This window comes from Rhizobacter sp., assembly GCF_031412495.1.
In the GTDB taxonomy this organism is placed as follows: domain Bacteria; phylum Pseudomonadota; class Gammaproteobacteria; order Burkholderiales; family Burkholderiaceae_C; genus Schlegelella_A.
This window is the reverse complement of sequence record NZ_JANODC010000357.1, coordinates 1-11,387: the sequence shown is the minus strand read 5'-3', so window position 1 is coordinate 11,387 and position 11,387 is coordinate 1. Positions and strand designations below refer to the sequence as shown.

The following is an 11,387-nucleotide window of genomic DNA, read 5'->3' as shown; positions in this document are numbered from 1 at the left end:
GCCGATCGAGGGCGCCGCCAACATGCGCGGCGAAGTCCAGGCGCTCCTGTTCGGGCGCGAGCACGAGGCGCTGGCAGCGAAGCGGGTCGCCACGATCCAGTCGGTCGGCTCGAGCGGCGGGCTCAAGGTCGGCGCCGATTTCCTTGCGCGCTGGCTGCCGGGTAGCGCGGTCTGGGTCAGCGACCCGAGCTGGGAGAACCACGCCTCGATGTTCGACGGCGCCGGCATCGCCGTGCACAGCTACCCGTACTACGACGCCGCCACCGGCGGGCTCGACTTCGCGGCCCTGTGCGCGACCCTGCGCGCCCTGCCGCCGCGCAGCATCGTCCTGCTGCACGCCTGCTGCCACAACCCGACCGGCGTCGACCTCCGCCGCGGCCAGTGGGACGAGCTGATCCCGATCCTCGCCGAGCGCGACCTGCTGCCCTACCTCGACCTCGCCTACCAGGGCTTCGGCGACGGCATCGCCGAGGACGCCTACGCGGTGCGCGCGCTCGGCGCGGCCCGCCGCGCCGACGGCACGCCGATGCGTTTCGTCGTCGCCAACTCCTTTTCCAAGAGCATGAGCCTGTACGGCGAGCGCTGCGGAGCGCTCAGCGTCGTCTGCGCCGACGCGGCCGAGGCCGAGAAAGTGCTCGGCCAGCTCAAGTTCACCGTCCGCCGCAACTACTCGAGCCCCCCGATCCATGGCGGCCAAATCGTCGCCGCCGTGCTCGGCGAGCCCGGCCTGCGCCAAGCCTGGGAGGCCGAGCTGGCGGCGATGCGCGAGCGGATTCGGGCCATGCGCGTCGAGCTGCACCGGGTCCTGGCGGCGCGGATGCCGGACCGCGACTTCGCCTATTTCCTGAACCAGCGCGGCATGTTCAGCTACACCGGGCTGTCGCCGGAGCAGGTCGAGCGCTTGCGGGAGGAGTTCGCGGTCTACCTGCTGCGCTCGGGGCGGATGTGCGTCGCCGGACTGAACCGCGGCAACGTGCAGGCCACCGCCCAGGCGATGGCCGCCGTGCTCGGCGCCTGACCGGGCGGTTCGCGCGCCGATCCGGCTTCAGCGTGCCCCGAAGCGCTGCTGCGCGTGCAGCGCCAGGCCGTTGGCGACGCTCGCGAAGCGGTCGCCGCGGACCGCCCGCGCCCGTGGAAAGGCGCCGCGGAGGCGCTCGCCGAGCACGTCCAGCCCGGTCGAGCCGCCAGTGAAGTAGAGCGCATCGACGTCGTCGGGCCCGAGGCCCGCCAGCGCCACCGTCGTCCGCGCCGCGCCGACGATGCGCTCGAGATCGGCGTCGAGGGCCTTCAGGGCGCCGCCGGCGTCCAGCACGACCGCCAGGCCAGGCTCGACGAGGTCGAGCGCGATGGTGCTCGCGCCGCCGCCGGCTACCGCGATCTTGGCCGCCTCGGCGCGGGCGACGAGCTCGTGGCCCAGCCGCTCGGTCACGACCGTCATCAGGCGCCGGTGCAGGCCCGCGTCGGCATAGAAAGAGCGCATGCTGCGCAGCTCGGCGACCCGCTGCGGGTTGTAGACGGTGTTGATCAGGTGCCAGGTCGCGAGGTCGAAGTAGACGGCGCTGGGCACCTCCCGCGGCGAGGCGTCGTCGCTCGCCGGGCCGAAGGCGCCGTAGCCGAGCAGGGGCAGGATCGCCGCCAGCTCGATGCGCCGGTCGAAGTCGGTGCCGGCGATGTGCACGCCGTGGCTGGCGAGGATGTCGTCCTTGCGGTCGAGGCGACGGGCCCGTCCGGGGCCGACGCGGACGAGCGAGAAGTCCGACGTTCCGCCGCCGATGTCGGCCACGAGCACCTTCTCCTCGGCCGTGACGCTGCGCTCGTGGTCGAAAGCGGCAGCGATGGGCTCGTACTGGACGCGGACCTCGCTGAACCCCGCCAGGCGCGCCGCCTTGCGCAGTGCCGCCTCGGCCAAGGCATCGCGCGTCGGGTCGCCGTCGACGAAGAAGACCGGGCGGCCGATCACTGCGCGCGTGAGCGGCGCGCCGGCCGTCGCCTCGGCGCGCCTGCGCAGGTGCGCGAGGTAGGTCGCGACGACATCGAGGAAGCGGACGGCGCGGCCACCGCCGACGTCGGTGCCCTGCTCGACCAGGCTGCTGCCGAGGACGCTCTTCATCGAGCGCATCAGCCGGCCTTCGATGCCATCGACGTAGGCAGCGACGGCGGCGCGGCCGAACTCGCAGCGCGGGGTCTCCCGTGCGGGGCCGTCGGCGGTGTAGAAGACCGCCGTCGGCATGGTCCGGAACCCCGGCTCGAGCTCGACCAGCTGCATCGTGCCGCCGTGCGGCACCGCGATGGCCGAGTTCGAGGTGCCGAAGTCGACGGCGCAGTAGGTCGGTGCGGGCATGGCGCGCCGCGGGCGCGCGGTCGGCAGGTGGCGGGGGCGCGATTCTAGGAGGCGGGGGCCCGGCGACCGCACGGCGTGGGCGCAGCCGCTATGCTCCCGACCCGTCGGTCCACTCGGAGATTGCGATGAAGTCAGCCACCCTGCGTCTTGGCGTCGCCTCGTGCCTCCTGGTCGTCGCCGGCGCCAGCCTGGCCGTCGACACCAGCGCCACGTCCGCGGCCCCGGACGCCCTGGCCCAAGCACGGGCCCGCATCGCCGCCAAGGACTGGCGCGGCGCGGTCGAGGAGCTGAAGAAGGTCAACGACGTCAACAGCGCCGACTGGAACAACCTCATGGGCTACAGCCTGCGCAAGACCGACCCCGCCAACTACGCCAGTGCCGAGCGCTTCTACAACGACGCGCTCCGGATCGACCCCAAGCACCGCGGTGCGCTCGAGTACTCGGGCGAGCTGTACCTGATGTCGGGCAACCTGCCGATGGCCGAACAGCGGCTGAGCGAGCTCGACAAGGCCTGCTTCCTGCCCTGCGACGAGCTGCGCGACCTCAAGCGCGCCGTCGCCCGCTACAAGGCGGCCGGCAACAAGTACGTCGCGCAGTAGCGCGGACAGCCCCCGCAACGCGCTGCGCGGAAGCGCGAAATGCAACCGTCCGGCGTCGCATTTCGACACGCCGCGGTCATCGATCCCATTCCATACTGCGCCTGACGAAGCCTCGCTTCGGAAGGTGCCGATGAAGCTGATCGCCCCCGCCCGCCGGTTCTTCGCCCTGATCTCGCGGCGTGCTATCGGCGCACGGGTCGAGGATCCGGCCGAGATGGGCACCGCGTTCGGGCTCGACGCCATGACCACGCTCGAGCCCGAGGCAGAGGACACGGCCCGGCGCGAAGCCGGGGCCCGGAGCCGCTTCGAGGATCGGCTGCACCGACGCTCGAGCTACTGACCCCGCGGCCTTCTCCGCCCTCTTCGCGGCGGACGCCGCCACTCGTCAGACCTCGAGAACCAGCAGGGGCTGGTGCCCGGCCGCTTCGCCGCGGTGTGCATGCCCGCGCGAATTGCAGACGACGCGGGTCGAGCCGCGTCCGTGCGCCACCCGGTAGTCGTGCACGCAATGCAGATGGCCGTGCAGCCACAGATCGGCGTACGGGAGCAGGTCGTCGTCGGCGTTGCAGAAGCTGGCCGTGCCGCTCTGTGCACCGTAGCGCGGGTCGGCGCTCTTCAGGCTGGGCCCGAAATGGGTCACGACGACCGTGCGGTCCCAGTCGCCGCGCGGCTGAATCAGCTCGGCCTCCAGCCAGGCGCGGCAAGCCAGCGCCTCGGCGCGGACCGCCGCGACGTCGAACGGACGGCCGCCCTGCTGAGCCTGCATGAGGTCCATGAAGTAGGCCGCCGCGCGCATCGCCTTCGGCCGGCGCGTCGCGCCGAACAGGTCGAAGTCGCACCAGCGCGTGGTGGCGACGATGCGGATGCGCGCCCCTTCGGCATCGCCGGCGACGAGACTCTCGCGCTCGAGCAGGGTGATGCCGAGCCCGGCACAGCGGGCACGCAGCTCGGGCATCGCGCGGGCCAGGTCGCGGCCGTCGAACTCGTGGTTGCCGGGGACGAACAGCACCGGCCGCGGCCAGTCGCGGAACCGGTCCAGCCCGTGCCAGCCGGCGTCGATGTCGCCGGCGAGGATCAGCAGCTCGGCCCCGGGTGCCGGCGCCGGCTCGTAGCGCTCGGTCTCGAGGTGCAGGTCCGACAGCAGCTGCAGCCGCATCAGGAGGCGTCCACCGCACCGGTACCGACGCCGTGCCGGACGATCACGGCGTGCGTGCGCCGTGGCACTGCTTGAACTTGCGTCCGCTTCCGCAAGGGCACGGGTCGTTGCGCCCGACCTTGGGCTGCTCGCGGCGCACCGCCTCGACCTGGTAGCGCAGCGGCTCGGTGAGGTCGTGCAGCTCGGCGACGCAGGTGGCCACCTCGGTGATGGCCGCGTCGAGCGTCGGCAGCGGTCGCTCGCGGGCCAGGATCGCCAGCGTGGCCAGGTCGTCGTCGTTGCCCGGCGGCAGGAAGCGGAACAGGCGCGCCAGGGTCGTCGCGACGGCCGGGTCGTCCACCTCGAGCAGCTCGGGGAACAGGTGCATGGCCTGCTCGAAGCCCGCGACCCACGGCAGCAGGGCTTCGGCGATCGGGTCGGCCGGAGCGGGAGCGACCACCACGCCTTCGGCAGCAACCGCCCCGCCCTCGGCCGGGACTGCCGCGCTCTCGCCCTCGCCAGCAGCCCGCGCATCGACGTCGCCTTCGGCCAGCGGCTCGGGCTCGAGGATGAACGGGTCGAAGCTGCCGAACTCGGCCAGCGAGCGGCCGAGCGCCGTCCGGCGCCGGAGCACCAGGCTTTCGGCGCGCAACCGCTCCGGCGAGGCCTCGGCTTCGCCCCAGCGATGGCCACCCTCGTCGAAGACGTAGGGCAGCCATTCCTCGGCCTCGACGAGGCGCGGCTGAACGATCACTCCGCACAGGAAGCCGTCGAGCATGACGATGTCGAGCGGCTCGAGCGGCTCCGGGATGCCGGCGAGCAACTCGTCGAGCTCGACGAACTCGGCCTCGCTGAGGTCATGGGCGGCGGCGGCAACCGGCGGCCGGGACGGCGGCTCGGACGAGGGCTGGCTCATCGACGCACCGGCGCCGCCGGTCGCCACCGCCGCCGCGTCAAGCGGCGAACCGGTCGGCGATGCGCTGCCGCACCTCGGGCAGCTCGGCCGGCAGGCCCCGGGCGAGCTGGCCGAACAGGTCCTCGTGCAGGGCGAGCTCGGCAGCCCAGGCGGCCGGGTCCAGCGAGGTGACCTTCTCGTAGCGCTCGCGACCGAAGTCGAGGCCGGACCAGTCGAGGTCCTCGTGGCGCGGTGTCGTGCCGAACGGGTTCAGCACGCCGCCGGCGCGGCCTTCGACGCGCTCGACGATCCAGCGCAGGACCCGCATGTTCTCGCCGTAGCCAGGCCAGACGAACTTGCCGTCGTCGCCCTTCCTGAACCAGTTGACGCAGAAGATCTTGGGCAGGCGGACCCCGGAGCGACCCGTGGCGGCGCCGAAATCCAGCCAGTGCTGGAAGTACTCACTCATGTTGTAGCCTATGAACGGCAACATGGCGAACGGGTCGCGGCGGACGATTCCCTGGGTACCGGCGGCGGCCGCGGTGGTCTCCGAGCCCATCGTCGCGGCCATGTAGACGCCCTCGGTCCAGTCGCGCGCCTCGGCCACCAGCGGCACCGTGCTCGAGCGCCGGCCGCCGAAGACGAAGGCGTCGATCGGCACCCCCTCGGGCGAGTCCCAGGCCGGATCGAGCGCCGGGTTGTTGGTCGCGGCGACGGTGAAACGCGCATTCGGGTGCGCCGCCGGCGTGCCGGAGGCCGGCGTCCAGTCGCGCCCCTGCCAGTCGATCAGGTGCGCGGGCGGCTCGGCGGTCATGCCTTCCCACCAGACGTCGCCGTCGTCGGTCAGGGCGACGTTGGTGAAGATGGCGTCGCTGCGCAGGCTGGCCATGCAGTTCGGGTTGGTCTGCTCGTTGGTCCCGGGGGCGACGCCGAAGTAGCCGGCTTCCGGGTTGATGGCGTGCAGCCGCCCGTCGGCGCCCGGCTTGATCCAGGCGATGTCGTCGCCGACCGTGGTGACCTTCCAGCCGGCGAGGCCGGCCGGCGGAATCAGCATCGCGAAGTTGGTCTTGCCGCAGGCGCTCGGGAACGCCGCCGCGACGTGGTGCTTCTCGCCCTGGGGCGAGGTGACGCCCAGGATCAGCATGTGCTCGGCCAGCCAGCCCGGGTTGCCGGAAGACGGGTCGACGTCGGCGCGGCCCATGACCGAAGCGATGCGCAGGGCGAAGCACTTCTTGCCGAGCAGGGCGTTGCCGCCGTAGCCGGAGCCGTAGCTCCAGATCTCCTTGGTCTCGGGGTAGTGGACGATGTACTTGGTCGTGTTGCACGGCCAGGGGACGTCCTTTTCGCCCGGCGCCAGCGGCGCCCCGACGGAGTGCATGCAGGGCACGAAGTGGCCGTCGGCGCCGAGCACGTCGAGGACGGCCCGGCCCATGCGCGTCATCAGCTTCATGTTGACGGCGACGTAGGCGCTGTCGCTCAGCTCGACGCCGATGTGCGAGATCTCCGAGCCGAGCGGACCCATCGAGAAGGGCACGACGTACATCGTCCGGCCGCGCATGCAGCCGCGAAAGAGGGGCGGCGTGCCTTCGGGGAGGCCGGTCTGCAGCAGCTGCCGCATCTCGGCCGGCGACTTCCAGTTGTTGGTCGGGCCGGCGTCCTCGGCCCGCTCGGAGCAGATGAAGGTGCGGTCCTCGACCCGGGCGACGTCGCTCGGCGCGCTGCGCGCCAGGTAGCTGCGCGGGCGCAGGTCGGGGTTCAGCCGGACGAAGGTGCCCGCCGCCACCAGCCCGGCACACAGCCGCTCGTACTCGGCGTCGCTGCCGTCGCACCAGTAGACGTCCTTGGCACCGGTCAGGGCGGCCATCTCGGCGACCCAGTCGATGAGCTTGCGGTGGCGGAGGTCGCGAGGGAGGTTCAGGGCCGCGGGGCGGGAGGGAAGGGAATTCATGGCAATCCAGTCAGTCGACCGGGCCCGGGAGGGCCAGATCCGCCAGCGGCGAACGCCGGTTTCCCGGCTTTTTTGTCAGTGTAGCCCTCGATTTCGAGCCCGCCACCCCGCAGGGTCGGGGGAGCGGCGCCGCGATAATCGGGGCATGACGCGCCGTCCGTTCCTCGTCGCCGCCGGCGCCCTGCTGCTGCCGTCGCTGGCGGCGGCGCAACGGCGACCGGGCAGCGGCGGCCCGCTTCGCGTCGGCCTCGACCGGGCCCTGGCCGACTCCGGGCTGGGCCCGGGGCTGCAGCGGGCCTTCAGCGCCGACACCGGCATCGCCGTCAAGCTGGTGCCCGGGCCGGCGCTGGCCGTCCTGGACGCGGTGACGAACGGCGAGGTCGACGCCGCCCTGCTGAACGCGCCGGAGGCCGAGCTGCGGATCGCCGCCCAGAGCCTGGTCCACGACCGGCGCCCGATCGCCCGCGGCGAGTTCATCCTCGTCGGCCCGCAGCGCGCCCGGGGCCGCGCCGCGACGCCGGGAAACAGCGGCGTCGACGCCGTCAGCCGGATCCGCGACCTGGCCGCCGGCTCGCCGCAGGCGGCGCTGTCCACGAATCTGCCGCGAGCCGCAAGTTCCGGGAGCGCCCCACCGGCGGCGCTCTTCCTCAGCGCCGGCGAGGGTTCCGGCGTGCACGTTGCCGAGCAGGCGCTCTGGCGCGCGGCCCGGATCGAGCCGCTCGCCCCCTGGTACCAGACCGCGGACCCGGGGCGCAGCTTCATCGCCCAGGTCCGCGAGCGGGGGGCCTACGCCCTCGTCGAGCGCGGCGCCTGGGCCGCGCACGGCGGCGCGCCGCTCGCCGTCGTCGTCGAGGGCGACCCGGCGCTCGCCGAGACGGTGCATGCAATGCGCTCCTTCCGCGTCAGCCACCCGGCCGGGCGGATCTTCATCGACTGGATCGGCGGCCGGCGCGGCCGTGCCGTCGTCGCGTCGCGGCCGGGCTACCGGGTCCCGTCGGCGTGAGCGAGGCCGGGAGGGTCGAAGCGGAGCGACGAGTGGCCCGCTCCGGTGTCCTGCGCAGCCTCAACGTGGCGCGCGCCGCGGCGGTGTCCATCAACGGCCGACGGGTCATGACAGCGATCGGCAAGCGCCCGGTCGTGGGCGCGCGCGCCGTGCTGCCGCTCGGCATCGAAGGCGACGAGCAGGCCGACCTTTCCGTCCACGGCGGGCCAGGCAAGGCCGTCTACGCCTACCCGGCCGAGCACTACCGCTTCTGGCAGACGGTCCGGGCGCAGGCCGGCGTGGCCCTGTGGGACGAGCCGCTGCCGCCCGGCGCCCTGGGCGAGAACCTGACGCTCGAAGGCGTCGTCGAGAGCGGACTGTGGATCGGCGACGTGCTCCGTTTCCCCCACTGCGCCCTGGCCGTCAGCGAGCCGCGCTTTCCCTGCTTCAAGCTGGCCGCGGCGCTGGGCTTCAAGCATGCCGTCAAGCTGATGACCCAGAGCGCCTGGTGCGGCTGCTACCTGGCGGTGCGCGAGCCGGGCACGATCGCCGCCGGAGAAACCTTCAGCCTCATCGCGGGGCCGAGGGAAGTCGGCATCGTCGAGCTGTTCCGGTCGCGGACCGGGCGCCGCTGATGCTCGCCTACCGCCACGCCTTCCACGCCGGCAACCACGCCGACGTGCTCAAGCACCTGGTGCTGATGCTGGTGCTGACGCACCTGAACGCCAAGCCCAAGCCGTACCGCTTCGTCGACACCCACGCCGGCGCCGGCGGCTACTCGCTCGAAGGCGCCTATGCGCGCAAGAAAGGCGAGTACGAGCAGGGCATCGGCCGGCTCTGGACCCGCGACGACCTGCCCGGCCCCGTCGCCGACTACCGGGCCCTGGTGCGCCGCTTCAACCCGGACGGCGTCCTGGCCCAGTACCCGGGCTCGCCGGCGCTCGCGCAGATGCTGCTGCGCGACCACGACCAGCTGCGCGCCTTCGAGCTGCATCCGACCGAGCAGAAGATCCTGCACGCGGCGCTCGCCGGCGACCGTCGCGCCACGGTCTACGACGTCGACGGCTTCGACGGCCTGAAGTCGCAGCTGCCGCCGCCGAGCCGGCGCGGCGCCGTCCTCGTCGACCCGAGCTACGAGGGCAACCGCGACTACGGGCGCGTCGTCGCGACCCTGCGCGACGCCCTGGCCCGCTTCGCCGAGGGCGTCTACCTGGTCTGGTACCCGCAGGTGCGCAAGGTCGAGGCGGCGGAGCTGCCGCGGCGCCTGCAGGCGATGGCGCCGGGCCCCTGGCTGCACGTGCGCCTCACCGTCCAGCAGCCCGACGCGCAGGGCTTCGGTCTGTCGGGCAGCGGCGTGTTCGTCCTCAACCCGCCGCACCTGCTGCACGCCCAGCTCGAGGCGGCCCTGCCGTATCTGGTCGACGTGCTCGGCCAGTACGACGGCGCCAATTTCCTGATCGACCGGCTGGCCGACTGAGCGGTTAGATTCGGCTCGCGGACGGGCCGCGACACGGGAGCAGCGCTTGGACACTCACGCCGACGCTTCGGGAAAGATCGAAGCCGCGCCCGAGGCGGCCCACCCGAACCAGTTCGCGCTGCTCGGCCAGCGCCGCTTCGCGCCCTTCTTCTGGACCCAGTTCCTGGGCGCCGGCAACGACAACCTGTTCAAGTTCGCGCTGACGGTGCTCGTCACCTACCAGCTGCAGGTGAGCTGGCTGCCGAGCGAGCTGGCCGGGCTGGCGATCGGCGCCCTCTTCATCCTGCCCTTCCTGCTGTTCTCGGCGACCAGCGGCCAGCTCGCCGACAAGTTCGACAAGGCGGCCCTGACGCGCTTCGTCAAGTGGCTCGAGATCGCCATCATGGCCGTCGCCGGCTGGGGCTTCCTGCAGGCCGACGTCGCCCTCCTGCTCGCCTGCGTCTTCCTCATGGGCGTGCACTCGACGATCTTCGGCCCGGTCAAGTTCGCCTACCTGCCGCAGCACCTCGGCGAGCGCGAGCTGACCGGCGGCAACGGCATGCTCGAGATGGGCACCTTCGTCGCGATCCTGCTCGGCAACGTCGCCGGCGGCCTGCTCATCGCGGTGCCGCAGGCCGGCCCGGCCTACGTGGCGATTGCCTGCCTGGGCGTCGCCGTCATCGGCCGGCTGACGGCGCAGGCCGTGCCGGCATCGCCCTCGAGCGACCCGGGCCTGCGCATCAACTGGAACCCGGTCAGCGAGACCGTGCGCAACCTGCGTCTCGCGCACGGCAACATCGTCGTCTTCCGCTCGCTGCTCGGCATCTCCTGGATGTGGTTCTTCGGTGCCGCATTCCTGGCCCAGTTCCCGTCCTTCGCCAAGGACGTGCTGCACGGCGACGAGCAGGTCGCGTCGCTCCTGCTCGTCGTCTTCTCGATCGGCATCGGCGCCGGCTCGCTGCTGTGCGAGGTGCTGTCGCGCCGCCACGTCGAGATCGGCCTGGTGCCGCTCGGCGCCATCGGCATGAGCGTGTTCTCGCTCGACCTCTACTTCGCTTCGCGCGGCCTCGCGCCATCGGCGGGCCACACGCTCGGCGGGTTCCTGGGCCACGGGCCGCACTGGCGGGTGATGGCCGACCTGGCCCTGCTGTCGCTCTCGGCCGGGCTCTACAGCGTGCCGATGTATGCGCTCATCCAGCTGCGCGCGCAGCCGAGCCACCGGGCCCGGATCATCGCCGCCAACAACATCCTCAATGCGCTCTTCATGATCGCCAGCGCCGTGCTCGTCGGTGCCCTGCTGAAGGCGGGTCTGACGATCCCCGAGGTGTTCCTGGCCATGGCGCTGCTCAACGCGCTGGTCGCCGTCTACGTCTTCGCCCTGGTCCCGGAATACCTGCTGCGCTTCGTCGCCTTCGTCGTGGCCCGCGTCGTCTACCGCTTCCGGGTCCGCGGCGACGAGAACATCCCGACCCAGGGCGCCGCCCTGCTCGTCTGCAACCACGTCAGCTTCATCGACCCGTTGCTGCTCATGGCCGCCAGCCCGCGCCCGATCGTCTTCATCATGGATCACCGGATCTTCCGCCACCGATGGCTGGGCTGGTTCTTCCGGCTCGCCAAGGCGATTCCGATCGCGCCGCAGAAGGTCGACCCGGCCGTCTACGGGCAGGCCTTCGCGCGCGGCGGGTGCGTGCTGGACGAAGGCGACCTGCTCTGCATCTTTCCCGAAGGCGGCATCACGCGCGACGGCGAGCTCGGCGAGTTCAAGGGCGGGGTCATGAAGCTGCTCGCGACGCACCCGGTGCCCGTGGTCCCGCTCGCCCTGCAGAACCTGTGGGGCTCGTTCTTCTCGCGCATCGAGGGCAGCGCCATGCGCCGGCCCTTCCGGCGCGGCCTGTTCAGCCGGGTCGCGCTCGTCGCCGGGCACGCCGTCCCGGCGGTGCAGGCGTCGCCGGCGGCGCTGCGCGAGCGCGTCGGGCGCCTCCTCGCGTCCTGATCAGGCGGTGGTGAAGCCGGGCGGCGTCGCGCCCTCGG

Annotated in this window: 11 protein-coding genes; 7 read left to right on the top strand and 4 right to left on the bottom strand. The window is 72.4% G+C overall.

Annotated elements, in window-relative coordinates:
- Window positions 1–1,018: amino acid aminotransferase (locus AC30N0_RS13130; RefSeq protein WP_489518357.1), on the top strand; the 1,018-nt coding region annotated here is incomplete at its 5' end.
- A gap of 27 nt (window positions 1,019–1,045) precedes the next feature.
- Here AC30N0_RS13130 and AC30N0_RS13125 read toward each other — a convergent pair.
- Window positions 1,046–2,341 (bottom strand): Hsp70 family protein, encoded by a 1,296-nt coding sequence (locus AC30N0_RS13125; protein ID WP_489518356.1) that lies wholly within the window; start codon window positions 2,339–2,341, stop codon window positions 1,046–1,048.
- A 125-nt stretch (window positions 2,342–2,466) separates the two neighbouring features.
- On the opposite strand from AC30N0_RS13125, the gene AC30N0_RS13120 reads away from it, so the two are divergent.
- Together AC30N0_RS13120 and AC30N0_RS13115 are read left to right on the top strand one after the other, a co-directional pair.
- Window positions 2,467–2,940, top strand: coding sequence for a tetratricopeptide repeat protein (locus AC30N0_RS13120; protein WP_489518355.1), 474 nt, complete (start codon window positions 2,467–2,469; stop codon window positions 2,938–2,940).
- Window positions 2,941–3,070: 130 nt separating this feature from the next.
- Window positions 3,071–3,280, top strand: coding sequence for a hypothetical protein (locus tag AC30N0_RS13115; protein ID WP_489518354.1), 210 nt, complete (start codon window positions 3,071–3,073; stop codon window positions 3,278–3,280).
- 45 nt (window positions 3,281–3,325) lie between these two features.
- Here the strand turns inward: AC30N0_RS13115 and AC30N0_RS13110 are convergent, their stop codons facing one another.
- Genes AC30N0_RS13110 through AC30N0_RS13100 form a run of 3 tightly spaced genes read right to left on the bottom strand, consistent with a single transcriptional unit; the run spans window position 3,326 to window position 6,918 of the window.
- Window positions 3,326–4,096 carry a metallophosphoesterase gene (locus AC30N0_RS13110; protein ID WP_489518353.1) on the bottom strand — a complete coding sequence of 257 codons (771 nt, stop codon included), beginning with the start codon at window positions 4,094–4,096 and terminating at the stop codon, window positions 3,326–3,328.
- Window positions 4,097–4,139: 43 nt separating this feature from the next.
- Entirely contained in the window at window positions 4,140–4,991 is an 852-nt protein-coding gene (locus AC30N0_RS13105) for a YecA/YgfB family protein (RefSeq protein WP_489518352.1), read from the bottom strand.
- A gap of 37 nt (window positions 4,992–5,028) precedes the next feature.
- Window positions 5,029–6,918, bottom strand: a complete 1,890-nt coding sequence (locus AC30N0_RS13100; RefSeq protein WP_489518351.1) for a phosphoenolpyruvate carboxykinase (GTP) — start codon at window positions 6,916–6,918, stop codon at window positions 5,029–5,031.
- 145 nt (window positions 6,919–7,063) lie between these two features.
- Between AC30N0_RS13100 and AC30N0_RS13095 the strand changes: the two genes are divergently transcribed.
- The 4 genes from AC30N0_RS13095 to AC30N0_RS13080 are packed head-to-tail and all read left to right on the top strand — an operon-like array spanning window position 7,064 to window position 11,349.
- Entirely contained in the window at window positions 7,064–7,921 is an 858-nt protein-coding gene (locus AC30N0_RS13095; RefSeq protein WP_489518350.1) for a substrate-binding domain-containing protein, read from the top strand.
- Window positions 7,922–7,953: 32 nt separating this feature from the next.
- On the top strand, window positions 7,954–8,535 hold the full coding sequence (locus AC30N0_RS13090) for an MOSC domain-containing protein (RefSeq protein ID WP_489518349.1): 582 nt from the start codon (window positions 7,954–7,956) through the stop codon (window positions 8,533–8,535).
- Window positions 8,535–9,377, top strand: a complete 843-nt coding sequence (locus AC30N0_RS13085; protein ID WP_489518348.1) for a 23S rRNA (adenine(2030)-N(6))-methyltransferase RlmJ — start codon at window positions 8,535–8,537, stop codon at window positions 9,375–9,377. Before AC30N0_RS13090 ends, AC30N0_RS13085 begins: the two co-directional genes overlap by 1 nt.
- A 46-nt stretch (window positions 9,378–9,423) precedes the next feature.
- The gene (locus AC30N0_RS13080; RefSeq protein ID WP_489518347.1) at window positions 9,424–11,349 is read left to right on the top strand and encodes an MFS transporter; all 1,926 of its coding nucleotides are present in this window, start codon (window positions 9,424–9,426) and stop codon (window positions 11,347–11,349) included.
- Window positions 11,350–11,387 lie beyond the last annotated feature (38 nt).